Raw genomic sequence first — 23,691 nt, 5'->3', positions numbered from 1 at the left:
ACCGCAAAACGCGCAGCCCCGAGCTGCGCGTTTTTGTTTGTGCCTTAGGCAGTTAGCACGATTTACCCCTGGTCAGAAACCACAACGCTTTCTAAGCTGATAGCGCGACTTTGTTCCTGCGAACAAGCAATGACTCAAGGAGATTCATCCGTGGCTAAAAAAGTGGCGATCGTACTCACACCCGGTTTCGCCGATTGGGAATACGCGCTGATTGCCGGCGTTGGCGGCCCGTTTTATGGGCTGGAGGTGGCGTTTTTTGCGCCGCAGGCCGGAACGCTTCGCTCACAGGGCGGGCTGACGGTCGAGGTTGAAAAAAGCGTGGCCGAACTGGCGGATTGGCGCCCCGAGGTGCTGGTGGTGGTCGGCGGCACCCTGTGGGAAACCGAACGGGCGCCGGATATCCGCGCGTTGCTCAACGAGCAGTCTCAACGCGGCGCGACTCTGGCGGGCATTTGCGGCGGGACGTTGGCGTTGGCGCGGGCTGGCCTGTTGAACGGCAGGGCGCATACCTCCAACGCTGCCGAGTTCTTGACGGGCAATGTTGAGGGCTACAGCGGGCAGCGCCATTACGTTGCGAGCGCCGCCGCCGTCGTGGATGACCGTGTCATTACGGCACCGGGCTCGGCGCCGGTCAGCTTTACCACCGCGGTGTTTAGGGCGGCGGGCCTGGATGAAGAGACGCTGCGCCAGTTCAGCGCCATGCTGGCGGCGGAGCACACGGTGGGGGAAACCGCTCGCGCATAGGCGAGCGGCCAAGGGAGGGTTACTGCTGTGCTTTCAGCCAGGCGATCTCTTCCGCCCAGATATCCGGGTTTACCGTTTCCAGAATCAGCGGAATATTGTCGAAGCGCGGATCGCGCATGATGTAGCTGAACACCGTTTTGCCGATGTTGCCTTCCCCCAGGCTGTGGTGGCGGTCGACGCGGCTGTTGAACTCGCTCTTGGCGTCATTCAGGTGCATGCCGCGCAGGTAGTTGAAGCCGACGATGTCGCCCAACTGCTTGAAAGTGCGCTCGCAGTCTTCTTCGGTACGCAGATCGTACCCGGCGGCGAAGGCGTGGCAGGTGTCGATGCAAACGCCGACGCGGCTCTTATCTTCCACGCCGTCGATGATCGCCGCCAGGTGTTCGAATTTGAAGCCCAGGTTGCTGCCCTGGCCGGCGGTGTTCTCGATCACCGCCGTCACGCCGGCGGTTTTATCCAGCGCGATGTTGATCGATTCGGCGATGCGCGCCAGGCACTTGTCTTCATCGATTTGCAGCAGGTGGCTGCCGGGATGGAAGTTCAGCAGCGTCAGCCCCAGCTGTTCGCAGCGCTGCAGCTCGTCGATAAACGCCTCGCGTGATTTTTCCAACGCTTCGGCCACCGGGTGGCCCAGATTGATCAGGTAGCTGTCGTGCGGCAGGATCTGCCCCGGCCCGAAGCCGTACTGGGCACATGCGCTCTTGAACTTATCGATCACGTCGGCGGCCAGCGGTGCGGCCTTCCATTGACGCTGATTTTTGGTGAACAGGGCGAACGCGGTCGCCTCCAATTCGTGCGCGCGGATAACCGCCTGATCCACGCCGCCTGACGCGCTGACATGTGCACCGACAAACTTCATCTTCATTCTCCTGTGTTATCGGTGACATTATGGCATTGATGGCGGGCGGATTGAATGGCGAAAAGCGGCGGCCCGCCGAAGCGGGCCGCCGAGGGGGATTACAGCAGGTGTTGCACCAGTTGGTTTATCGCGCCGCCGCCGACCAGCAGCCAGACGAACAGCAGCGTGGCCAACAGAATCGGTTTCATCCCGGCCTGGCGCACGGCGCTGATGTGGGTGGTCAGCCCCAGTGCCGCCATCGCCATCGCCAGCATCCAGGTGTCGGCGGTGATCAGATGGCGCACCAGCGTGGCCGGCAGCAGGTTGAAAGAGTTCAGCCCGGCGACGGCGATAAACAGCACGGCAAACCACGGAATGGTGATGGCAGATTTTTCCGCCTTGCCTGCGCTGCCGCGGCTGATGTAGCCCGACAGCAGCAGCAGGAACGGCGCCAGCATCATCACGCGGATCATCTTGGCGATCACTGCCGCATTTTCGGCGTCAGGCCCGATGGCGTGCCCGGCGGCGACCACCTGAGCCACTTCGTGGATGGTGGAGCCGGCGTAGATGCCGAAGGTTTCCTGGCTGAACGGCAGCCACTGGAAGTGTTCATTCAACTGATACAGCCAGGGGTAAACGAAGATAGCCAGGGTGCCGAATACCACCACGGTCGAGACCGCTACCGCCACTTTGCTGGAATCGGCCTTGAGCACCGGCTCGGTGGCCATTACCGCTGCCGCGCCGCAAATGCTGCTGCCGGCGCCGATCAGTATCGCGGTCTGGCTGTCGATGCCGAACACTTTCTTGCCGAGCCAACAGGCCAGCAGGAAGGTGGTGATCAGGGTCAGCGCGTCGATGATGATGCCGCTGGCGCCCACGTCGGCGATCTGCTGAAAGGTCAGCCGGAAGCCGTAAAGGATAATCCCCAAACGCAGCAGGCGCTGTTTGGCTAACTGCACGCCGCTGTGACAAACGGTTTGCCAGCGGGGGTACAGCGTGTTGCCCACCAGAATGCCGAGCAGGATCGCCAGCGTCAGCGCTCCCAGCCCCAGCTCCGCCACCCAGGGAATGTCGCCGGCCCAGACGGCCAGCGCAGTGAGCGCGCCGGTCAGTACCAGCCCCGGCACCAGGCGCGGCAGGCCGAACAGCGGAAAGCGTCGCTCGGGATAAGTGTGAGTGGTATCAGTCGCCATAAAAGTCAGTCCTTCAGTCTGTTTCTTGCTGCTAAGAGTACGTTTGGGCTGAATAAAAGAGAAATTGATTATATATTTATAACCTATCTGAATAAGTGGTATTGAGCCAGGCATTGGCATAAAGCCGCATTGCGGCTAGGGTGAGGAGGAGCGGCAAGCCGCCGTCAACTTTCCAACTGAACAGGAGCAGGCGATGGATACCGACGATCAACGCAGAGAGCAGATAGATCAAGAAGTGGGGCGTGCGGTGCGGCGTTTGATTGAAGAAAACAAGGCGGTCGATCGCGATCACCTGGTGGCGATGCTGCAATTAATACAGCGGGACGAAACCGGCACGCCGCGCGAGGCGGTGCTGGCCGCGGCGGCGCAGCTGGTCGCCTTGGGCAGGTAGCGCGCCGAATTGGCCGCAAACAGGGTAGCCTCGCCGGGCTACCCACTTCATTTTGTGGTTCTCTTGCAGAACCCTTTTTCAATACCGGGACGGCTATGCATATCACGTTGCGTCAACTGGAAGTCTTCACCGAAGTGCTGAAAAGCGGTTCGACCACTCAGGCCTCGGTGGTGCTGGCGCTGTCGCAGTCGGCGGTCAGCGCGGCGCTGGCGGATCTGGAGGGGCAGCTGGGCGTGCAGCTGTTTGATCGCGTCGGCAAACGGCTGGTGATCAACGAGCACGGCCGGTTGCTGTATCCCAAGGCGCTGGCGCTGTTGGAACAGGCGGGGGAGATAGAGCAGCTGTTCCGCCATGACGGCGGGGCGCTGCGCATCGCCGCCAGCAGCACCATCGGCAACTACATGCTGCCGGAGATGATCGCCCGTTACCGTCGGGATTTTCCGGCCACGCCGCTGGAGCTGAACGTTGGCAACAGCCAGGACGTGATCGTAGCGGTGGCGGATTTTCGCGTCGATTTGGGGCTGATCGAAGGGCCTTGCCATATGCCGGAGCTGGTGACGCAGCCGTGGCTGGAGGACGAGCTGGTGGTGTTTGCCGCGCCGGACAATCCCTTGACCCACCAACCGCCGACGCTGGAGGCGCTGGCCAATGCGCCTTGGATCCTGCGCGAGCGTGGTTCGGGCACCCGCGAGGTTCTGGATCATCTGCTGTTGGCGCACCTGCCGCACTTCCAGCTGGTGATGGAACTCGGCAACTCGGAGGCGATCAAGCACGCGGTGCGGCACGGTATCGGCATCAGCTGCCTGTCGCGGCGCGTGGTGGCAGAACAGCTGGCCAGCGGCGCACTGGTAGAACTGCCGGTGCCGCTGCCGCCGCTGCGGCGCACCCTGTACCTGATCCGCCATCGGCAAAAGCACATTTCCAACGCCTTGCAGCGTTTTCTCAGCTATTGCGCGCTGTAATCGACAGCGCGTCACGTCCTCTGCTGCTGCGCAGGCCGAAGAAAGCATAAAAACCTGCGCGCGCTCACATTAATGAGAGTAAGTAAGGCCATAAGGGCCGCGGCTAATAATTGCCTCTGAATTATGAAGCTATCTTATATCAGTGCAATGTTGCTAGTTCACCGGCGGGTATTTGTTACAATCCGCCCTCATTTTTTCAAAGAGCAGATAGGGTACGAATGGCTCAGCAGGATATAAAAACATCGGGGCAGCAAGCACCCGGATTGCGCCGCGAGCTGAAAGCCCGGCATTTGACCATGATCGCCATCGGCGGCTCCATCGGCACCGGCCTGTTCGTGGCCTCGGGGGCCACGGTTTCTCAGGCAGGCCCCGGCGGGGCGCTGCTGTCTTACGCTCTGATCGGTTTGATGGTGTACTTCCTGATGACCAGCCTGGGCGAACTGGCGGCCTTTATGCCGGTCTCCGGTTCATTCTCCACTTACGGCGCCAAATACGTGGAAGAAGGCTTCGGCTTCGCGCTGGGCTGGAACTATTGGTACAACTGGGCGGTGACCATCGCCGTTGACCTGGTGGCCTCGCAGTTGGTAATGAACTACTGGTTCCCGGACACCCCTGGTTGGATCTGGAGCGCCCTGTTCCTCGGCCTGATGTTCCTGCTGAACTACATTTCGGTGAAAGGGTTCGGCGAGGCGGAATACTGGTTCGCGTTAATCAAGGTCAGCACGGTGATTATCTTCATCGCCGTCGGTGTGCTGATGATCGTCGGCATCCTGAAGGGCGGCGAGCATGCCGGTTGGCAGAACTGGACGGTAGGAGACGCGCCGTTTGCCGGCGGCTTCTCGGCGATGATCGGCGTGGCCATGATCGTCGGCTTCTCGTTCCAGGGCACCGAGCTCATCGGTATCGCGGCCGGCGAATCGGAGAATCCGGGTAAAAACATCCCGCGCGCGGTGCGTCAGGTGTTCTGGCGTATCCTGCTGTTCTATATCTTCGCCATTCTGATCATCAGCCTGATCATTCCGTACACCGATCCGAGCCTGCTGCGCAACGACGTGAAAGACATCAGCGTCAGCCCGTTCACCCTGGTGTTCCAGCATGCCGGCCTGTTGTCGGCGGCGGCGGTGATGAACGCGGTGATCCTGACGGCGGTGCTGTCGGCCGGTAACTCGGGCATGTACGCATCGACCCGCATGCTGTACACCCTGGCATCGGAAGGCAAGGCGCCGCGCATTTTCGCCAAGCTGTCGAAAGGCGGCGTGCCGCGTAACGCGCTGTATGCGACCTGCGTGGTGGCCGGCCTGTGCTTCCTGACGTCAATGTTCGGCAACCAGTCGGTTTACCTGTGGCTGCTGAATACCTCGGGCATGACCGGTTTCATCGCCTGGTTGGGCATCGCCATCAGCCACTACCGTTTCCGTCGCGGTTACATGCTGCAGGGGCGCGATCTGAACGATTTGCCGTACCGTTCCGGGTTCTTCCCACTGGGGCCGATCTTCGCCTTCGTGCTGTGCCTGATCATTACCCTGGGGCAGAACTACCAGGCCTTCCTGCAAGATAAGATCGACTGGTACGGCGTGACCGCGACCTACATCGGCATTCCGCTGTTCCTGCTGATCTGGTTCGGTTACAAGCTGTCGCAAGGCACCCGTGTCGTGAAGTACAGCGAAATGGAATTCCCGAAGATGGACGTGAAGTAATTTTCGGTGAGTGATACGCGGCGGGGGTTCCCGCCGCGTTTGGTTTTACTTTTTCCCGCCTTTGGCTTCCGCCAGCGCCCGCTGCGCCGAACTCATCAAATCTTCCACCGTCGCATAATGCTGCGTCAGCGCCACAATGCCGGCGTTAAGCTGCATGTTCACCTCGCCGAACGCGCCAAAATCGTAGGGCGCCTCCAGCGGCGGCACGATGCGCGCCAGGAATTCGCTTTCCGCGCCGTAGGGCAGATCGTGCACCAGAATCAAAAACAGGCCGCCGGTATAGCGGCAGACGTAGTCGCTCGGGCGGATCAGCGTCTTGAGACGCTCGCCGACGGTGCGCAGTACGTCGTCGCCGATCTGGACGCCGTGGCTTTGGTAGAGCGCCGCCAGCGGACCGAACTCAAGAATGAACAGGTGGGAGATCGTCTGTGCCGCTGCGGGGCGGCAGATGCTGCGCATCACCACCTCGCCGCCCGCGCGGTTGAGGAAGCCGGTCAGGCGATCGCGGTGCGACGCCTGCTGTTTCTCCCAGGCCAGCGTGACGTGCTGCACCAGTTGGCGGTGGTAGCGTGCGATCATGCCATGGGCCAGCACCAGCCACAGCGGCGCGAGGTCCGCCAGGACAAACAGATTTTGCACGCGCGACAGCGGTGCCGCCAGCAGGTAAGGCAGCGTCAGCGCGATCACCTCAAGCAGCGCGAAGCGTGGCGCGGCGGCGTGGCGCTGCATCAGCCAGCAGGCCAGAGCGGTGATGGTGAGGCCGGCGAAAAGTATTAAAACGAAGCGGCCCGACAGCATCGCCAGCGCGGCGCTGGCGCCGACCAGCAGCGTCCACAGCAACACTGTCACCAGCATGGCGTCCGGCCAGGCGGGTTGACGCCGGCGCGCCAGCCAGGCTCGCCCGGAGGTCAACAGCAGCAACAGCAGCAGCAGGCCGATACCGACCAGCGGTCGGTTCAGCCAGGCGTACCCCACCAACAGCGCGACCGGCCCTGCGGCATTCAGCCAGGGAGTGAGAGGAGAGGGCGTCAGCGTGAGACGCAGCTGGCGTTGAAACGGCTCGTCATCGGCCTGCAGCGGGCTGTATAACAGCCAGTTCAGCAGCGCCGGGCGTTTGGGCGTTGTCGCCGGAGATGGACTTCTCATTACAGCCTCGTCAATAAGGCCGCTCTTGCGGCGGCCTGAAGGTTTTTTGCACGCGCGGTGCTGTGGCTTTGGATTCTATGTGGTTTTGCCGTTATTTGTCAGAGTCTGGTCGGATCAGGGATCACTTTCAGAATAATGAACCTACTGGCCGCTGGCGGGGGTAAGCGTGGTGGTTTGAAAAATGGCGTGTAAAAACAAATTGTTACATTTCGATAACGCTGTTTTCACCGATTGATATGATTGATAAGTATTATCGTTTGCTTTATTGTGGACGGCTGCGCGCAGGCTGCTGCCGCACACTTTCCGGTTCACGGCGGACGCCTTCGCGCCGCTGTCATGATGGTTGTAACAGGTATCTTAACGAATGAGCGTATCCACCGATCCCATGACTGACGCCAAGGGGCAACCCAACGCCGGCGTGATGGGGCGTTATCAGCATATTCTTCGCCATCGCCTGATGATGATGGGCGTGTTGGCACTGGCGATCCTGGGCTCGCTGCTGCTGGATTTCACCATGGGGCCGTCCGGCCTGTCGCTGTCGTCCTTATGGCAGACGCTGCTTGACCCCGCCGCGGCCGATGCCGGCACGAGGGTGATCGTCTGGGACATCCGATTGCCTTACGCGCTGATGGCGGTGGTGGTGGGCTTTGCGCTCGGCCTGGCCGGGGCGGAGATGCAGACCATCCTGAATAACCCGCTGGCCAGCCCCTTTACCCTCGGGGTCTCTTCCGCCGCGGCCTTTGGCGCCGCGTTGGCGATCGTGCTTGGCATCGGCATTCCGGGGATTCCCGACCAGTGGTTCATCTCCGCCAACGCCTTTATCTTCGCGCTGTTCGCTGCGCTGATGCTCGACGGCATCACGCGCTGGACGCGGGTCGCCACCTCCGGCGTGGTGCTGTTCGGCATCGCGCTGGTGTTTACCTTCAACGCGCTGGTCTCGATGATGCAATTCATCGCCAGCGAGGACACGCTGCAGGGGCTGGTGTTCTGGACCATGGGCAGCCTGGCGCGCGCCTCGTGGGACAAACTGGGCATTCTGTTCGGGGTGTTCGCCGTGCTGCTGCCGCTGTCGATGATGAGCTCGTGGAAACTGACCGCGCTGCGTCTGGGTGAAGACCGGGCGGTGAGCTTCGGCATCGACGTGCGTCGGCTGCGTTTGACCACGCTGCTGCGCATCAGCATGCTCTCGGCGCTGGCGGTGGCGTTCGTCGGGCCGATCGGCTTTATCGGTCTGGTGGCGCCGCACATCGCCCGCATGATCTTCGGCGAAGATCACCGTTTCTACCTGCCGGCCAGTGCGCTGATTGGCGCGCTGGTGTTGTCGATGGCCTCGGTGGCGTCGAAAAACCTGGTGCCTGGGGTAATCATCCCGGTGGGGATCGTCACGTCGCTGGTCGGGGTGCCGTTCTTCCTGAGCATTATTCTGCGCCACCGGGGGAACGTATGAGCCAGGGTTTACGGATAGAAAACTTCTCGGCGGGTTACCCGAAACGCCAGGTGATCGACAATCTCTCGGTGCCGATGCTGCCGCGCGGGCAAATCACCGTGCTGCTGGGGCCGAATGGCAGCGGCAAATCGACGCTGCTGCGCTCGCTGGCCGGGCTGAACCCGGCGCAGGGCAAGCTGTGGCTGGACGACGGCGATCTGATGCAGATGCCGTTCGCCCGTCGGGCGGAGAAAGTGGTGTACCTGCCGCAGTCGCTGCCCGCCGGAGTGCATCTGCACGTGCTGGAGTCGATCATCGTGGCGCAGCGCGCCTCGGGCGGCCGCAGCAACGCCGGCAGCGAAGCGGAAGTGATGGCTTTGCTGGAACAGCTGGGCATCGCCCACCTGGCGCTGAGCTATCTCGATCAGCTGTCCGGCGGCCAGAAACAGCTGGTGGGGTTGGCGCAGTCGCTGATCCGTCAGCCGTCGCTGCTGCTGCTGGATGAGCCGCTGAGCGCGCTCGATCTCAACTACCAGTTCCACGTGATGGATTTGGTGCGCCGCGAAACCCGCAAGCGCAATATCGTGACGGTGGTGGTGGTGCATGACATCAACATCGCGCTGCGTCACGGCGACCACGTGCTGATGCTGCAGGATGGCGATCTGATCGCCGATGGCGCGCCGGATCAGGTGATTACGCCGCAGAGCCTGGCGCGGGTCTACGGCGTGCGCGGGCGCATCGAGCGTTGCTCGCAGGGCACGCCGCAGGTGCTGATAGACGGTCTGGTGAACCAGCCGACGATTTAACCCAAGAAAAAGCCCGGCATCGCCGGGCTTTCTTTATCGCGCAGCGTGGTTCAGGGCCTCGCTCACGCGTTCGACGACGTGCTGGGCGGTAACGATGCCGCCGGACAGATACACCTCGGCTGCCGGCAGGTAGACCACCTGGCCTTTTTTCACCGCCGTGGTTTTCTTCAGCGCGGTGCCGGTGAGGATTTTCTGCGGTGCCACCGCGTTCGGCCGCCCGGTCGCGGCGTCTCTGTCGATGACGAACAGCCAGTCCGGATTCAGTTTGGCGACCTGCTCAGGCGTCAGCTTGTTGCCGCGCACGTCTTTTTCGTCGGACTGCAGCGCGGACGAGAAGCCGAGGGCGTCATAGACGAAGCTGAAACGGCTCTTGGGCGCGTAAGCGCTGATCTTGCCGCCGGAGAACAGCACCACCAGCCCTCGCCCGGCCTGGGTGGCCTGTGGTTTGACTGCGGCGATCTGCGCATCCAGCTTATCGATCGCCGCCTGCGCCTGTTGCTGCTTATCGAACAGCTCGCCCAGCTGCAGGGTGCGCTGTTTCAGGCTGCCCAACTGATCCTGCTGATCGACGGACATGTTCAACGTCGGTGCCAGCGCGTTCAGCTCGTCATAGGCTTTGGACGCCCGGCCGGCGATCAGGATCAGGTCCGGCTTGGCGGCGCGCAGCACGGCCATATCCGGTTCGAACAGGGTGCCGGCATTGAGGTATTTGTCATCCTGATAGCGCTTCAGGCTATCCGGCAAGTTCTTGCGGTTGCCGGGCAGCGCCAGCGGTTCGACGCCCAGCAGCTGCAGCGTTTCCAGAGACGCGTAATCCAGCACCACGATGCGCTGCGGGTGCTTCTTCACCTCGGTGCTGCCGTTCAGGTGCTGGACGTTGACGGTGGCCGGAGTAGCGGCTATCGGCGTATCGGTTTTGCTGTGGCAACCCGCCAGCGCCATCGCGGCCAGCAGGGCGATCATCAGGGGGAGCGGCGTAATCTCATGGAGCTTCCTCACGGTGATGGAATGAAAAGGGCGCGCAGCGCGCGCCCAGGGGCATCAGAAGTTGTAGGTCATGCCGACGGTGTAACGGCGGCCGTCCAGCGTGGTGCGGTAGTGATCGTAATCCACGGTTTTGTCGAGGATGTTGTAAACCCCGCCGGTCAACTGCAGGTTTTTCGCCGCCTGATAGCTCAGGCCCGCATCGACAAAGGTGTAGGACGGCGTGCTGGTCTCCATCGACGTGCGGCTCAGGTAGTCTGAGGTGCGGCTGCGGAAGTTAACGCGCGACCACAGGCTGAGGTCCTGCGTGGCCTGCCAGTCCAGCACGGTGTTGAGCATATGCTTCGGCATCTGGTTGAGCGCCTTGCCCTGGAACTCGCCGCTCTTCTGCTCGGAAGCGGTGTAGGTGTAGTTGGTGTTCCACTTCCAGTCTTTGTTGATCTGCCAGCCGAAGGTGGCTTCTACGCCGCGCATATTGGCTTTGTCGACGTTGACGCGATCGCTGATAAAGTCATAGACCTCGTTGCCGATCTTGCAGTCCGGCGTGTCTTCGCAGCGGCGGACTTCGGTGATCTTGTTCTTGAAATCGGTGTTGAAGACGGTCACGCCGGCGTTGACGCCTTTCAGGCTATCCCACATCAGGCCGATCTCTTCGCTCAGGCTCTTCTCCGGCTGCAGATCCGGGTTGCCGACGATGATGCCGTTACGCACGCCGCCACCGGTGACCTGGCCCCAGCTGGCGGAGGATTGGCGCAGATCCGGCGAACGGTAGCCGGCGGAGACGCCGCCTTTCATCGTCCACTGCTCGGTCAGGTGCCAGACGCCGTACATGCGCGGCGACCAGTGGCTGCCGAAGTTCTGATCGCGGTCCATACGGATGCCGCTGGTCAGGCTGAAGTCGTTGGTCAGCGCCCATTCGTCTTCGGCGAACAGCGCCCAGCTCCAGCGCGTCAGCTGGTTGACGTCTTTCGCCGAGCTCAGCTGGTTGCCGCTGTCGCCCAGTTTCTCATAGCGGTATTGGCCGCCGAGGTTCAGCATGTGGGAACCCAGCTCGAACTGGTTCTGGGTGTTGAAGATGGTGTTGTACATCTTCATCTTACGGCCCGGGTTGTTGGTCTCTTCCCGCTGAACGTAGCTGGTTGAGTTACCGAAGTCGTAATAACCGTTGTGGGTCAGCGAGTAGTTGGTGCGGGTGTAGAGATCTTCGCTGCGAGAGGTAGGTTTGCACTTGCCTTTGCTGCAGCGCTCCGCCACCACCGATTTGCCCGGCGTGCTGTTACGATCCTGCAGCGAGCGGCCGATTTCGAAGTCGAATTCGTTCTTCTCGTCCGGTGTCAGAGTGAACACCGCGGTGCCGCTGCGCATGCGCTGTTCGTTGTAACCGTTGGCGATTTTATCTTCGGCGCGGCGCGACAGCAGGCCGTTGACCCGCACGCCGAGCAGGCCTTCAATCAGCGGGCCGGAGGCGTAGGCGTTGGTCTGGAACAGATCGCCGGAATCGCGGTTTTCCTGAAGGGTGGCGTCGCCGTGTAGCGAGCCTTTCCACTCGGTGCGGGAAGTCTTGCGGGTGATGACGTTGATCACGCCGCCCATGGCGTCGGAACCGTACAGCGAAGACATCGGGCCGCGCACCACTTCGATGCGCTCGATGGCTTCCATCGGCGGCAGCCAGCCCTGTTCGATGCCGGCGTTGTCGCTGTTCGGACGGGTTCCGCGGGTGTCAACGCGCTTGCCGTCCACCAGGATCAGCGTGTACTTGGAGGACATGCCGCGGATGCTGATGTCGCTGCTGCTGGCGCCGCCGGTGACCACCACGCCAGGCACGTCTTTCAGCGCGTCGGTCACGTCGCGATAGGCCTTGTCTTCGATCTGCTGGCGCGGGATCACCGAGATGGACGCGGCGGAGTCCTGAATTTTTTGCTGGAAGCCGGAGGCGGTGACGACCATGGTGTCCTGGGTGTCGTCCTGCGGCGCGGCCAGTGCGGCGGTGGCGCTGAGTGAGGCAATCACCAGAGCGGCGAGCTTGCTGTAACGTGGCGTTTCCATGAGGTGAACCTTTCCTGGATTGAAGTGAAAGTAATTAACCAATTGAATTTCTAATGAAATTATTCATCGTTCGCTGAGAAATACTTCGCTTCGTCAGCGTTGCGTGAGGGTATTGTAAGGATTTTTTACTGAATGTAAACGCTAATGATAATTCATATCATTTGTATGCTTGTTCTACTGACGGGAAAGGGTAACCGGATGAATTAAAGGGAAAAGCGGCGCAGCGGGCGTGCGCCGGGGAGGATCAGCGTTTCTGGATGTAGGTGATGGCCAGCGCCAGCGCCAGCACCAGGCCTTTGATAATATCCATGGCGTAGTAGGGCACCGACAGCATCACCAGGCCGTTTTGCAGCACGCCGAGGATCACTGCGCCGATCAGGGTGCCGAGCGCATTGGGTTTGCCGGAGCCCGCCAGCGAGAAACCGATATAGGCCGCCGCCACCGCGTCCATCAGATAGCCGCCGCCGGCATTGACCTGCGAAGAGCCGATACGTGACGCCAGCAAGATGCCGCCAAGCGCCGCCAGCCAGGAAGAAATGACGTAAGCGGCAACCCTGTAACGTACGGTGCGGATACCCGACAGACGCGCAGCCTCGGGGTTGCCGCCGATGGCGTACATCCGGCGGCCGTGCTTGGTCAACGAGAGGAACAGCTGTACCGCCACGGTGACCGCCAACATGATCAGCACGATCACCGGCACCTGGCCGAGGGCGGAAAACACCTCTGGGATCAGGCCTTCCGCCATGTCGCCATTCGGCAGCACCATGTTTTGGGTGATGGAGCCGCCGTAGCTGTAGGTCATCGCTACGCCCTGGATCACGAACAGGCTGGCCAGCGTCGCCAGCATGTCGGGAATTCTGAACACCACGATCAGCAGGGCGTTGAACAGGCCGACCAGCGTGCACAGCAGCAGCGTCACCACGATGGCGCCGGTGGTGCCGAACCCGTGCCAGACGAACAGTGAAATCACCAGCGCGTTGGCCAGCGAGGCGGTCGAGCCGACCGACAGATCGAAACCGCCGACCGACAGCGAGATAGAGACGCCGATGGCGATCACCGTCACGATGGCGATCGAACGCAGGATATTGATGATGTTATTGGCATCGAGAAAGTTGTCCGACGCCAGGCCAAACAGGGCGATCAGCGCCGCGACGGTCAGCAGCATGCCCCACTTGTAGAGGAAATCAAACAGCTGTTGGCGCCAGGGCAGCGCAGGCCGCAAGGCAAATTCTTTACTCACGCAGGGGTTCCTCCGGTGGAATAGAGCAATAAGGTTTCTTCGTCGATGTCGGCGGCGTTCAACTCCGCCACGATGCGGCCGTCCCACAGCACGCAGATGCGATCGCACAGGCCAATCAGCTCGGCGAACTCGCCGGAGGCGTAAATCACGCCTTTGCCGGCGTGAGCCAGGCCGTCGATCAGGCTGAACAGCTCCTGCTTGGCCTTGATGTCCACGCCCTTGGTCGGCTCATCGAAGATCAGCACCTCGGCGTTGCCGCGCAGCCACTTGCCGATCGCCACTTTTTGCTGATTGCCGCCGGACAGGCGCGCCAGCCGCTGTTGCGGGCCGGAGGCGCGAATGTTCAGACTCTGCATGATCTCGCGCGCCCAGCGCAGCTCTTGCCGCCGGCTGAACAGGCTCCAGCGCGAGAAGCTGTCGTCGGCGCTGACGCTCAGGTTCATCGGGATCGCCTCATCGATAAAAATGCCTTCTTTGCGGCGCTCTTCCGGCACCAGCGCCAATCCTTGTTCGACCGACAGGTGCGGCGCGCGTGGCGCCCAGGGCTGCCCGCGCAGTTCGCCGCGCTCGAGCTGCACGGTGCTGGCGCCGAACAATGCCTTGCACAGTTCGGTTTTGCCCGCTCCGGCCAGCCCGGCGATGCCGAGGATCTCTCCTTCATGCAGCCGCAGCGAAACGTCGCGCAGCTTATGGCGATCGCGCAAGCCCTCCACCTGCAGCAGCTTACGCCCAGCGTGCGGCGGGCGCGGCGGCGGGAAAATGTCGTCCAGCCGGTGGCCGAGCATTTTCTCGACGATCTGTTCGCCGCTCAGCCCGCGCATGGCGTCTTCGCTGACGCGCCGCCCGTCGCGCAGCACCGTCAGCCGATCGCAAATGTCGCTCAGTTCGTGGATGCGGTGAGAAATGAACACGATGCCGATGCCTTCGGATTGCAGGCGGCGCACCACGTTGAACAGGCGCTCGCTCTCGGCGCGATCGAGCGGCGCGGTCGGTTCATCGAGCACCAAAAAACGGCAGCGGTGCGACAGCGCGCGCGCCAGCAGCACCTGCTGTTTTTCCGCCAGCGTGCAGTCCGCCAGGCGTCTGCGCGGGTTGAGCGGCAGCGCCCATTGCTGCAGCAGCTGCGCGGCGCGGCGGTGCAGTTCCGCCCAGTTCAGCCAGTGGCCCGGTTCGTTCAGCCAGTCCAGCATGATGTTTTCCGCCACCGACAGCGTGGGGATCAGCGCGACGTCGACCTCTTGCTGTACCACGTGGATGCCGTGGCGGCGCGCCTGCAGCGGGGAATGAATTTCCACTGCCCGGCCGTCGATCAGGATCTCGCCGCGGTAGTGATCGTGGGCGCCGGAGAGGATCGCCATCAGTGTCGACTTGCCCGCGCCATTGGCGCCGACCAGCGCATGGATTGAACCGCCCTGCAGCGTGAAGTCCACGTCCTGCAGCGCGTTGAAGCCGGCGAAGGCGATCGAGATATTGCGCATCTCGAGGCGTGAAGGCGTTGCGGTTGACATAGGGTAGTAAGGCCGTTTAGATGTTTAGATGGCTGTTTTGCTCTGTTGTAACACAGATTGCGCCGTTGGCAACCAACAAAATGGCATAACGACGATGAAAAACGTCGAGAGGCAGGGGGCGCAACCCTGTCAGGCTGCGCCGGAGCGATAAGCGGTCAGAAGGTGGTGGGGGTATGTGCGCTGACGATGCGGCAGATGCGCGCCGAAGTATTGCTGAAGCTGTGCGGGATGCCGGTGTTGATGGCGTAACTCTGGCCGGCGGTCAGGCAGTAGCTCTGGCCGTTGATGGTCAGCACGATCTCGCCCTCCAGCAGGGTGCCTATCTCTTCGCCCTGGTGCTTGATCTTTTCACCGGTGGTGGTGCCGGGCTGGTAGGTTTCCAGCATCATCGCCAGGTTGCGCGTCGGGCTGCCGTTGTGCACCAGCTTCATCGACACCCCCTGACTGCCGATCTCAATCAGATCTTCGGCGTCGATCACCACGCGCGGTTCGTCGGCGGCTTCCGGTTCGGCAAAGAATTCAGACAGCGACAGGCCATACACCTTCAGCAGCTTTTGCAGCGTGCTGATGGCCGGGCTGACCTTGTCCTGTTCGATGGTGCTGATCGCACTGTGGGTTAACCCGGACAGTTCGGCGACCCGGCGCTGTGACAAACCCAATTGCTGACGGATCTGCGACAGGCGTTTGCCCGGTGCCAAGCTGACTTCGCTCATAGCGGTACTTCCTTCTGGTAAGGGCGACAGGCAGAAATGAAGATCGCTATCGGGTGCCTGTCTGGTCGATAACGATACTGCATGATATCGGTAGTTAGGGTGGGTTTGGAAAATATATTGCCCATGTTCACTCTTGGTGCGTTGGACAAAATAGTTGACGTGAAAATGGCAGTAAGGCCTTTTCGGTCAATATTTTATCAATTTAGCAGCCGCTGGCGAATAATCAAACAGGATTGTAACATTTGCAAACCCATTCTGTTAATACTATGTTTCATATTGTGGATGTTATTTTGAGCGCCCGGCAGCGGCGCGGCCTGACGAGAAATCCAATCATGTGTTGAATCGAACGGTGGACGGGCGCCAACGCGCCTTCAGAGCATAATGGCGGGTGACGTATGCAAACCAATAGCGCAGCAGTTGAACATTTTGCACAGCATCATGAAGAGAGGCGAAGTAGCGCGTTCCAAAATGAGGTTGCTCATTATTTGGAACGCCATCCCGCCACGCAGTATGTCGATATCCTTCTCACCGATCTTAATGGTTCCTTCCGCGGCAAACGCATACCCGTCTCTGGGTTAAAAAAACTGGAAAAAGGCAGCTACTTCCCCGCGTCGGTGTTCGCCATGGACATCCTTGGCAACGTGGTGGAGGAGACCGGCCTTGGGCAGGAGCTCGGCGAACCGGACCGCATTTGCCTGCCGGTGCCCGGTTCGCTGACGCCGTCGGCCGCCGATCCGGAGCACATCGGCCAGGTGCTGCTCACCATGCTGGATGAAGATGGCACTCCCTTTGACGTTGAACCCCGCAATGTGCTGAACCGCGTGTGGCAGGCGCTGCGCCAGCGCGGTTTGTTTCCGGTGGCAGCGGTAGAGCTGGAGTTTTATCTCATCGATAGGCTGCGCGACGCGGAAGGCGATCTGCAGCCGCCGTGTGCGCCCGGCACTCAGGAACGCAACACCCAAAGCCAGGTGTATTCCGTCGATAACCTGAACCATTTCGCCGAGGTGCTGAACGATATCGACGCGCTGGCGAAGCTGCAGGGGCTGCCGGCGGACGGCGCGGTGGCGGAGGCGTCGCCGGGGCAGTTCGAGGTCAACCTGCGTCATACCGACGACATCCTGCTGGCCTGCGACCACGCGCTGGCGCTGAAGCGGCTGGTGCGGCTGGTCGCCGAGAACCACGACATGCACGCCACCTTTATGGCCAAACCCTATGAGGATTACGCCGGCAGCGGCATGCACGTGCATGTCAGCATGCAGGATAGTGCGGGCAACAACCTGTTTGCCGACGCCGAAGGCGAGGATTCGCCGCTCTTGAAACAGGCATTGGCCGGGATGATCACCCTGATGCCGGCGTCGATGGCGCTGCTGGCGCCGAACGTCAACGCCTACCGGCGCTTCCAGCCGGGGATGTATGTGCCGATCCAGGCCGCCTGGGGCCACAACAACCGCACCGTGGCGCTGCGCATTCCCTGCGGCGAACCGGAGAACCACCGGGTGGAGTACCGCGTGGCCGGCGCCGATGCCAATCCTTATCTGGTGATGGCGGCGATCCTGGCCGGCATGCTGTACGGGCTGGACAACCTACTGCCGTTGCCTGAGCCGGTGACCGGCAACGGGCTGGAGCAGGAAGGGCTGCCGCTGCCGATCCGCCAGAGCGACGCGCTGTACGAGTTTGAACATCAGCACGCGCTGACGCACTATCTGGGCGAGCGTTTCACCCAGGTGTATCACGCCTGCAAGACCGACGAACTGCTGCAGTTTGAACGGCGGGTGACGGAAACCGAGATCGACTGGATGTTGAAAAATGCCTGAATGGGCGTATAAAGTAAGAGGTATGTGCGGGTGACTGGCCTGCCGGCAGCGGATTAATTCGCCTGCCGGGCTGGTTTTCCGTGCGATCGACAAAAAGAATTTGTATTTGAGGGTTTCCGGATCTTGTCATTCGGAGGCATTCTGGTGCAAAATATCTCAAATGCAGATAGCCGACGTTTTGAAAGCGTCGGTTATTTTTTTTGCATTATGTTTTACCAACGTAGCGTTTCATACACCAAGCGAGGCCGGACACCGATCCGGATAGATAAATAGTTTCGTGCACGATCAAACAAAACTTTATGGTCGTGACTCATGAGGATTAGAAAGATGGGGCAATTTTTCACTTTAGCGCCGGTGCCCGCCGGTTTCCGCTGTGGCCGCAGCGACTATGGAGCAGCCGAGGTTACCTCGACCCGTTATCCAGCTTACAACCCCCTTCTTTTAGAATTAAGTCGCTCGTTGCGAAGTTTCCCCGCAACCTTAAGTCTTGGCGTGTCCGCCATCCGCAAGGCTCAAGGTAAGGGGGGGCTGAACAATGTCCGATAACACCATCAACGCCGCTCCGGCTCAGCGCACTCAGCTGCGTAAAACCCTGACATTAGTTCCGGTAGTGATGATGGGCTTGGCTTACCTGCAGCCAATGACCATTTTCGATACCTTCGGCATCGTATCCGGCTTGACCGATGGTCACGTCGCGACCGCGTACGCCTTCGCTCTGCTGGCGATCCTGTTTACCGCCCTGAGCTATGGCAAGCTGGTGAAGAAATTCCCTTCCGCCGGTTCCGCCTACACCTACGCCCAGAAAGCCATCAGCCCGCACGTCGGCTTTATGGTGGGCTGGTCATCGCTGCTGGACTACCTGTTCATGCCGATGATCAACATTTTGCTGGCCAAGATTTACCTGGAAGCGATCTTCCCGGGCGTACCGTCCTGGATCTTCGTGGCGGTGCTGGTCGGCTTGATGACGATTTTCAACCTGCGCGGCATCAAGCTGGTGGCTAACCTGAACTCCATCATCGTGGTGGTGCAGGTGGCGATCATGATCGTGTTCCTCGGCCTGGTGATCAACGGTATTTACCACGGCGAAGGCGCCGGTACGCTGGTCAGCAGCCGCCCGTTCTGGTCCGATAACGCCCACGTGGTGCCGATGATTACCGGCGCGACCATCCTGTGCTTCTCGTTCCTGGGCTTCGACGGCATCAGCTCGCTGTCCGAAGAGACCAAAGACGCGGAAAAAGTGATCCCGAAAGCCATCTTCCTGACGGCGCTGATCGGCGGCATCATCTTTATCGTGGTGTCTTACTTCGTGCAGCTGTACTTCCCGGACATCTCGCGCTTCAAGGATCCGGACGCCTCACAGCCTGAAATCATGCTGTACGTGGCGGGCAAGTTCTTCCAGTCGGTGATCCTGGTGTTCTCCTGCGTGACGGTATTGGCGTCGGGCATGGCGGCGCACGCGGGCGTTTCGCGTCTGATGTACGTGATGGGCCGCGACGGCGTGTTCCCGACTCGCTTCTTCGGCTATGTGCATCCGAAGTGGCGTACCCCGGCGCTGAACGTGCTGCTTGTAGGCGCCATCGCGTTGTCCGCGGTGTCGTTTGACCTGGTGACCGCGACCGCGCTGATCAACTTCGGTGCGCTGGTGGCCTTCACCTTCGTTAACCTGTCGGTGATCTCGCAGTTCTATATTCGCGACAAGATGAACCGCACCGTGAAGGACACATTTAACTACCTGATCCTGCCGGTGATGGGCGCACTGACCGTCGGCGCGCTGTGGATCAACCTGGAAGCCAGCTCGATGACGCTGGGCCTGGTTTGGGCGGCCATCGGTTTGATCTACCTGGCCTTCGTCACCCGCAGCTTCCGTCTGCCGGTGCCGCAAGCGAGCGAAGACGCCGCCTAAGCGCGAGCCGTCTCCTCAGCCACAAAAAAGGCCGCTTTCGCGGCCTTTTCCTTTTCTGCTGCGGCGGGGTTTATCCCACCAACTCTTTGCCGTAATCGAACAGCGCTTTCAACAGGGCGGTTTTCTCTTTGTCGCCTTCGTGCAGGTTATACAGCGATTCGAGCTGCAGCAGGTAACTCTGCACGCGCTCTGCGCTCAGCGCTTCCTGGCGGTGTTGCAGCCAGCGACGCTGCTCGGCGTCGTCCAGCGTATTCGGGTAGTTGCGCGCGCGGAAGCGGAACAGCAGCTCTTTCATGCGGCCGTCGCTGAAGGCCAGATCCAGCGCCGGCAGGTTCTGCGGTTTGGTCTGCTGGATAATCCTCATCGCCGCCTTGTCGGCGTCGCTGAAGAAACCGTCGTACAAGCGGGCGTCGACGTCGTCGGCGCCTTTGAACGGCTCGGCTTCGGCGAACAGCGCGACCACTTTCTCGCGCACTTCCGGATGCTGTTTCAGCAGCTGCAGATTTTGCAGACACGCCTGACGATCGATGCCCAGCCGCTCGGCATTCTCCGGCAGCAGGGTTTTGGCCGGCGCCAGCACCGGGCATTTGTTGATGTGCACCAGCTTGATCGGCACCGGTGCCTGATCCGGCGCCAGATCGTCACGGCGGGTATACAGCCGTTCACGCAGCTGCTCGGCGCTCAGCGTCAACAGCGGCGTCATGTCGCCGGCCAGATCGCACATGATCACCGCGTTCTTGTTGTCCGGGTGCCAGGCCAGCGGCGACACCCAGCTGGTATTGCCGCGCGCCGCGCCGAACATGCCGGAGACGTGCACCAGCGGCGTCATGTCGGCGACGTCGATCAGGGCGTTCAGCTTGTGCTTGTTGCGGTGCTGCAGCAGGAAATCGAACAGCCGCGGCTGTGCCTGTTTGACCAGCTTGGCCATGGCGATAGTGGCGTAAACGTCCGACATCGCGTCGTGAGCCTGCGTGTGCTCGACGCCGTTGGCGCGCGTCAGATGTTCCAGGCGGAAGCTGGGGAAACCGTCTTCGTTTTCCGGCCAAACGATGCCGTCCGGGCGCAGAGCGTAGCAGGCGCGCATCACATCCAGCAGATCCCAGCGCGAGTTGCCGTTTTGCCAGCTGTAGGCGTAGGGATCGTAGAAGTTGCGATAGAAGATATTGCGGCTCACTTCGTCATCGAAGCGGATGTTGTTGTAACCGAGAATGCAGGTGCCGGCCACGCTGAAGGCCTGATGGATTTGGCGGGTGAACTCGGCCTCGTTAACCCCTTTGGCACGCGCCACCTGCGGCGTGATGCCGGTGATCATCACCGCCTCGGGTTCCGGCAGGTAGTCATCGGCCGGGGCGCAGTAGATGACCAGCGGCTCTTCGATAATGTTGAAATCCATATCGGTGCGCACGCCGGCGAACTGCGCCGGGCGGTCCAGCGACGGGCTCTTGCCGAAGGTCTCGTAATCGTGGATATAAAATGTGGCCGGTGCCTTGCTGCTCAAAATCGCGTCTCTTCAGTGGCGGATACAATATGCCTCTATTGTAACGGCGTAGGGAGCGATGCCAAGCGGCGGTTAGCGAAATGCGCGCAATTACGCACGGCGATAGAAATCCAGCCGCTGGTGAAAGTAGGGGAGCAGGTGGTCGGGGATCTGTCGTTCTGTTTCCGCCTGGGTCGAAGCGATGCCGTAGCGCTCGTTGTAGATCACGCTGATGGCCAGCAAATCGGCTTCTATTTTCTCGCGTTGCGCCTGCGGTAAGCTATCCAGCTTTCGAACCATCGTTATCTCCCTGTTAACCTTAGGGTATAATAGGATCGTTAGCGGGTCTTGTCCCTACCCATTCCGAGGGGAGGTGGACGCCTGCGCGCTTTGCTGCGAGCTGGGGGCCAGACTGTGGCGCGCGGCGAACTCGTTCTGCGCCTGGTGCGCATTGAGGCGATCTGCCCGGTTATACAGCGAACAGGCGCCGCTTATCACCGCCCCCCAAAACAGGGCGCACAGCAGTAAAACCCCCAACCAGATTTTTTGGTTATAGGTCATAGGTCCTCCACGGACGAGAAGAGAAATAACATTGACCGTTAAATTAAATCAGGCACTACATCAATGGTATTTAAACGGCAGAGATTAATCATCCAATCTACGCGCTTCTTTTGTTACTAAAGCCACGATGGATGTTTCAAAAGATTCCTTAAGATAATATTAAGAAAAGTGATTCTGGGCGCCGTAATTCTATTTAATATTTGTTTAAATACCCGCAGATACAATCTCCCACATTCAATACCAATGTGGGTGACAATGATGAAAACGCTACTGTTAACCGGCGCTACCGGCTTTCTCGGTGGTGCAGTTCTTGAAAAATTATTGATTGAAAATCAGTCTATTAATTATCTTTTACTGGTGCGCGCCGATGATGCGCAGCAAGGATTGGCTCGTATTCGCACGAATATGGAAAAGTTTAATATCGACGCGAATCTGCTGTCTAAAATTACGATAGAAAATATATTGTTGGGCGACCTTTCCGAGCCGGCCGAATTTTTAACTGACGCACGTATTAACAATGTCACGCACGTTATTAACTGTGCGGCCGTTGCTTCATTTGGTAATAACCCGCTCATTTGGAAGGTAAACGTAGAAGGCACCCTGGCCTTTGCCGAAAGAATGGCGCAGGTGCCGGGATTAAAACGCTTTCTGCATGTCGGTACCGCCATGTCCTGTTCCCCGGAACCGGGTTCGCTGGTGGCGGAGAGCGGCGAATTTGAGGAAGATGCCGAGCATCTGGTGGAATATACGCGTTCCAAATCCACCATCGAACAGCTGATGCGCCAACGCTGCCCGCAAATGCCGCTGACCATCGCTCGTCCGTCGATTGTCGTGGGCCACACCCGCCTGGGCTGCCAGCCTTCCAGCAGCATTTTCTGGGTGTTTGGCATGGCGCTGATGCTGCGCAAGTTTATGTGCTCGCTGCAGGACAATATCGACGTGATCCCGGTGGACTACTGTGCGGATGCGCTGGTGATGCTGATGAACAGCGAAACGCTGGAGAACGACGTTTATCACATCTCCGCCGGTGAAGAGCGCAGCGTCAGCTTTGCCGAAATCGACCGCGCCATGGCGGCAGCGCTGGAAAAAGCGCCGGTGGGCGATGAGTATGCGCAGGTGACGTATGACGCGTTGGTGAAAATGCGCCGTCAGCTGAAAGACATTTTCGGCCCGTGCAACGAGCGGCTGATGCTGAAGGCGATGCGCCTGTACGGCTCGTTCGCCATGCTCAACGTGCGTTTCAGCAACGAGAAGATCCTCAAGCTGGGCATGCCGAAACCGCCGCGCTTCACCGACTACATCGCCGGTTGCGTGCAGTCGACTCGCGGGTTGTCTATCCAGCAGCAGATGGTGGTGGACTTCAAATAACCGCCGGGCGCAGCGGGCGCCCGAGGTTGCTCTGCTACCAGGACGAAGAGGACCAGAAGACGCGGCCGAGCACCACCAGTTGCTCCTTGCGCTGCTGATAGCTGAGATGCTCGTCCTGGTACTCTTCACGGTTGAGGGAGCGGATGATGACGCCGCCGTCCGGTTGCTCGATCAGCACCTTCACCCGCAGCAAATTGCCGTGGCGGATGGCGTAGGTCTTGCCCTCGCGGATGCGCGTGTCGTCGGTGTTGATGCCGACCACGTCGCCATCCTGCAGACGCGGTTCCATGCTGGAGCCGGAGATGCGGATAATGCGCGCGGCGTTGACCGCCACCCCCATCTTGTGCAGATAGTAACGGCGGAAGATCAGCGAAAATTCCTCGCGATCGACGATTTCGTAGCAGCCGTCGCCGGCGGAAAAATCAATATCCAGCAGCGGGATCTCCACAAACTCTTCCTTGTCCTGTTCGGTATCTTCCCATACCACCGGTTTTAAACGGGCGGGCTGGAAGTCCGACTCCGCCGCCACGTTGTCAAACGGGCGCACCAGCTGCTTTTCATGAAACACGTCGAACCAGCCCTTGGGCAAATTCAGCTTGGCCTCGATCCGCCTGGCCAGATTGTCGCCAAGATTGCGGGAGGATTTCTCCCCGATGATTTGGCTCAGCGTCGGCGCGGAAGACTCAACCAGCGTGGCGAATTCATTCTGGTTGACGCCTTGCCGGGCGTAGCGGGCCATCAATTCGCGCAGATTGTTGCGCCTGATTTCTTTAGTTTCCATCGTGCAATGATCGCACTCTTTAGCAAAAAGGTAAATAACGATTTTGCTAAAAAATACTTGCGCATGATTTAGCAATTAGCTAAAACAAAAAGA

General features: G+C 60.2%; 21 protein-coding genes. 9 read left to right on the top strand and 12 right to left on the bottom strand.

Annotation, left to right across the window (positions count from 1 at the left end):
* The first annotated feature begins 150 nt into the window (after positions 1-150).
* Positions 151-744, top strand: coding sequence for a DJ-1/PfpI family protein (locus ACMGGW_RS15150; protein WP_025303540.1), 594 nt, complete (start codon positions 151-153; stop codon positions 742-744).
* 19 nt (positions 745-763) lie between these two features.
* Here ACMGGW_RS15150 and nfo read toward each other — a convergent pair whose 3' ends face one another.
* Both nfo and ACMGGW_RS15140 read right to left on the bottom strand, forming a co-directional pair.
* Positions 764-1,603 (bottom strand): deoxyribonuclease IV, encoded by an 840-nt coding sequence (gene nfo, locus ACMGGW_RS15145; RefSeq protein WP_025303539.1) that lies wholly within the window; start codon positions 1,601-1,603, stop codon positions 764-766.
* 98 nt (positions 1,604-1,701) lie between these two features.
* On the bottom strand, positions 1,702-2,775 hold the full coding sequence (locus tag ACMGGW_RS15140) for a YeiH family protein (protein WP_025303538.1): 1,074 nt from the start codon (positions 2,773-2,775) through the stop codon (positions 1,702-1,704).
* A gap of 193 nt (positions 2,776-2,968) precedes the next feature.
* Here ACMGGW_RS15140 and ACMGGW_RS15135 point away from each other — a divergent pair, with 193 nt between their 5' ends.
* From ACMGGW_RS15135 to ACMGGW_RS15125, 3 genes are all read left to right on the top strand, one after another.
* Positions 2,969-3,166 (top strand): hypothetical protein, encoded by a 198-nt coding sequence (locus ACMGGW_RS15135; protein WP_025303537.1) that lies wholly within the window; start codon positions 2,969-2,971, stop codon positions 3,164-3,166.
* Positions 3,167-3,261: 95 nt separating this feature from the next.
* Positions 3,262-4,128: a DNA-binding transcriptional regulator YeiE gene (yieE, locus tag ACMGGW_RS15130; RefSeq protein ID WP_025303536.1), complete on the top strand. Its 867-nt coding sequence runs from the start codon at positions 3,262-3,264 to the stop codon at positions 4,126-4,128.
* Between the two features lie 218 nt (positions 4,129-4,346).
* A complete protein-coding gene (locus tag ACMGGW_RS15125) occupies positions 4,347-5,825 on the top strand; it encodes an amino acid permease (RefSeq protein WP_025303535.1) in 1,479 nt (492 codons plus the stop codon).
* 45 nt (positions 5,826-5,870) lie between these two features.
* Here the strand turns inward: ACMGGW_RS15125 and ACMGGW_RS15120 are convergent, their stop codons facing one another.
* Positions 5,871-6,971 carry a GGDEF domain-containing protein gene (locus tag ACMGGW_RS15120; protein ID WP_049208517.1) on the bottom strand — a complete coding sequence of 367 codons (1,101 nt, stop codon included), beginning with the start codon at positions 6,969-6,971 and terminating at the stop codon, positions 5,871-5,873.
* A 364-nt stretch (positions 6,972-7,335) separates the two neighbouring features.
* Between ACMGGW_RS15120 and ACMGGW_RS15115 the strand changes: the two genes are divergently transcribed.
* Entirely contained in the window at positions 7,336-8,418 is a 1,083-nt protein-coding gene (locus tag ACMGGW_RS15115) for a FecCD family ABC transporter permease (RefSeq protein ID WP_049205273.1), read from the top strand.
* Positions 8,415-9,203, top strand: coding sequence for an ABC transporter ATP-binding protein (locus ACMGGW_RS15110; protein WP_004935663.1), 789 nt, complete (start codon positions 8,415-8,417; stop codon positions 9,201-9,203). The genes ACMGGW_RS15115 and ACMGGW_RS15110 overlap by 4 nt, the downstream gene beginning before the upstream one ends.
* A 33-nt stretch (positions 9,204-9,236) precedes the next feature.
* Here the strand turns inward: ACMGGW_RS15110 and ACMGGW_RS15105 are convergent, their stop codons facing one another.
* The 5 genes from ACMGGW_RS15105 to puuR all read right to left on the bottom strand — a co-directional run bounded on the left by ACMGGW_RS15105 (position 9,237) and on the right by puuR (position 15,694).
* Positions 9,237-10,166: a siderophore ABC transporter substrate-binding protein gene (locus ACMGGW_RS15105; protein ID WP_420279519.1), complete on the bottom strand. Its 930-nt coding sequence runs from the start codon at positions 10,164-10,166 to the stop codon at positions 9,237-9,239.
* 78 nt (positions 10,167-10,244) lie between these two features.
* A complete protein-coding gene (locus tag ACMGGW_RS15100) occupies positions 10,245-12,233 on the bottom strand; it encodes a ligand-gated channel protein (protein WP_049205277.1) in 1,989 nt (662 codons plus the stop codon).
* 244 nt (positions 12,234-12,477) lie between these two features.
* A complete protein-coding gene (locus ACMGGW_RS15095) occupies positions 12,478-13,473 on the bottom strand; it encodes an ABC transporter permease (RefSeq protein ID WP_016926998.1) in 996 nt (331 codons plus the stop codon).
* The gene (locus tag ACMGGW_RS15090) at positions 13,470-14,981 is read right to left on the bottom strand and encodes a sugar ABC transporter ATP-binding protein (protein WP_197832523.1); all 1,512 of its coding nucleotides are present in this window, start codon (positions 14,979-14,981) and stop codon (positions 13,470-13,472) included. The genes ACMGGW_RS15095 and ACMGGW_RS15090 overlap by 4 nt, the downstream gene beginning before the upstream one ends.
* 155 nt (positions 14,982-15,136) lie before the next feature.
* Complete coding sequence (gene puuR, locus ACMGGW_RS15085; RefSeq protein ID WP_025303528.1) at positions 15,137-15,694, bottom strand: HTH-type transcriptional regulator PuuR; 558 nt, start codon at positions 15,692-15,694, stop codon at positions 15,137-15,139.
* Positions 15,695-16,089: 395 nt separating this feature from the next.
* Between puuR and ACMGGW_RS15080 the strand changes: the two genes are divergently transcribed.
* Positions 16,090-17,508 carry a glutamine synthetase family protein gene (locus tag ACMGGW_RS15080; RefSeq protein WP_025303527.1) on the top strand — a complete coding sequence of 473 codons (1,419 nt, stop codon included), beginning with the start codon at positions 16,090-16,092 and terminating at the stop codon, positions 17,506-17,508.
* A 535-nt stretch (positions 17,509-18,043) separates the two neighbouring features.
* Entirely contained in the window at positions 18,044-19,411 is a 1,368-nt protein-coding gene (locus ACMGGW_RS15075; RefSeq protein WP_025303526.1) for an APC family permease, read from the top strand.
* A 70-nt stretch (positions 19,412-19,481) separates the two neighbouring features.
* On the opposite strand, the gene sbcB is transcribed toward ACMGGW_RS15075, so the two are convergent.
* From sbcB to ACMGGW_RS15060, 3 genes are all read right to left on the bottom strand, one after another.
* A complete protein-coding gene (gene sbcB, locus ACMGGW_RS15070) occupies positions 19,482-20,909 on the bottom strand; it encodes an exodeoxyribonuclease I (RefSeq protein WP_025303525.1) in 1,428 nt (475 codons plus the stop codon).
* 90 nt (positions 20,910-20,999) lie between these two features.
* Positions 21,000-21,188 (bottom strand): DNA polymerase III subunit theta, encoded by a 189-nt coding sequence (locus tag ACMGGW_RS15065; RefSeq protein WP_025303524.1) that lies wholly within the window; start codon positions 21,186-21,188, stop codon positions 21,000-21,002.
* A gap of 54 nt (positions 21,189-21,242) precedes the next feature.
* Complete coding sequence (locus tag ACMGGW_RS15060) at positions 21,243-21,449, bottom strand: hypothetical protein (RefSeq protein WP_025303523.1); 207 nt, start codon at positions 21,447-21,449, stop codon at positions 21,243-21,245.
* Between the two features lie 258 nt (positions 21,450-21,707).
* On the opposite strand from ACMGGW_RS15060, the gene ACMGGW_RS15055 reads away from it, so the two are divergent.
* The gene (locus ACMGGW_RS15055) at positions 21,708-22,817 is read left to right on the top strand and encodes an SDR family oxidoreductase (protein WP_025303522.1); all 1,110 of its coding nucleotides are present in this window, start codon (positions 21,708-21,710) and stop codon (positions 22,815-22,817) included.
* Positions 22,818-22,851: 34 nt separating this feature from the next.
* On the opposite strand, the gene ACMGGW_RS15050 is transcribed toward ACMGGW_RS15055, so the two are convergent.
* Positions 22,852-23,598, bottom strand: a complete 747-nt coding sequence (locus ACMGGW_RS15050; protein ID WP_033643785.1) for a S24 family peptidase — start codon at positions 23,596-23,598, stop codon at positions 22,852-22,854.
* Between the last annotated feature and the right edge of the window lie 93 nt (positions 23,599-23,691).

The sequence above is a fragment of the Serratia sp. BNK-4 genome (assembly GCF_048685115.1).
In the GTDB taxonomy this organism is placed as follows: Bacteria; Pseudomonadota; Gammaproteobacteria; order Enterobacterales; family Enterobacteriaceae; genus Serratia; species Serratia bockelmannii.
This window is presented reverse-complemented; position numbering and strand designations above follow the sequence as displayed.

Coding starts and splice junctions, on each gene's coding strand:
- nfo (WP_025303539.1), bottom strand. CDS start 1,603: ATGAAGTTTGTCGGTGCACATGTCAGCGCGTCAGGCGGCGTGGATCAG.
- ACMGGW_RS15140 (WP_025303538.1), bottom strand. CDS start 2,775: ATGGCGACTGATACCACTCACACTTATCCCGAGCGACGCTTTCCGCTG.
- ACMGGW_RS15135 (WP_025303537.1), top strand. CDS start 2,969: ATGGATACCGACGATCAACGCAGAGAGCAGATAGATCAAGAAGTGGGG.
- yieE (WP_025303536.1), top strand. CDS start 3,262: ATGCATATCACGTTGCGTCAACTGGAAGTCTTCACCGAAGTGCTGAAA.
- ACMGGW_RS15125 (WP_025303535.1), top strand. CDS start 4,347: ATGGCTCAGCAGGATATAAAAACATCGGGGCAGCAAGCACCCGGATTG.
- ACMGGW_RS15120 (WP_049208517.1), bottom strand. CDS start 6,971: ATGAGAAGTCCATCTCCGGCGACAACGCCCAAACGCCCGGCGCTGCTG.
- ACMGGW_RS15115 (WP_049205273.1), top strand. CDS start 7,336: ATGAGCGTATCCACCGATCCCATGACTGACGCCAAGGGGCAACCCAAC.
- ACMGGW_RS15110 (WP_004935663.1), top strand. CDS start 8,415: ATGAGCCAGGGTTTACGGATAGAAAACTTCTCGGCGGGTTACCCGAAA.
- ACMGGW_RS15105 (WP_420279519.1), bottom strand. CDS start 10,166: ATGATCGCCCTGCTGGCCGCGATGGCGCTGGCGGGTTGCCACAGCAAA.
- ACMGGW_RS15100 (WP_049205277.1), bottom strand. CDS start 12,233: ATGGAAACGCCACGTTACAGCAAGCTCGCCGCTCTGGTGATTGCCTCA.
- ACMGGW_RS15090 (WP_197832523.1), bottom strand. CDS start 14,981: ATGTCAACCGCAACGCCTTCACGCCTCGAGATGCGCAATATCTCGATC.
- puuR (WP_025303528.1), bottom strand. CDS start 15,694: ATGAGCGAAGTCAGCTTGGCACCGGGCAAACGCCTGTCGCAGATCCGT.
- ACMGGW_RS15080 (WP_025303527.1), top strand. CDS start 16,090: ATGCAAACCAATAGCGCAGCAGTTGAACATTTTGCACAGCATCATGAA.
- ACMGGW_RS15075 (WP_025303526.1), top strand. CDS start 18,044: ATGTCCGATAACACCATCAACGCCGCTCCGGCTCAGCGCACTCAGCTG.
- ACMGGW_RS15065 (WP_025303524.1), bottom strand. CDS start 21,188: ATGGTTCGAAAGCTGGATAGCTTACCGCAGGCGCAACGCGAGAAAATA.
- ACMGGW_RS15060 (WP_025303523.1), bottom strand. CDS start 21,449: ATGACCTATAACCAAAAAATCTGGTTGGGGGTTTTACTGCTGTGCGCC.
- ACMGGW_RS15055 (WP_025303522.1), top strand. CDS start 21,708: ATGAAAACGCTACTGTTAACCGGCGCTACCGGCTTTCTCGGTGGTGCA.
- ACMGGW_RS15050 (WP_033643785.1), bottom strand. CDS start 23,598: ATGGAAACTAAAGAAATCAGGCGCAACAATCTGCGCGAATTGATGGCC.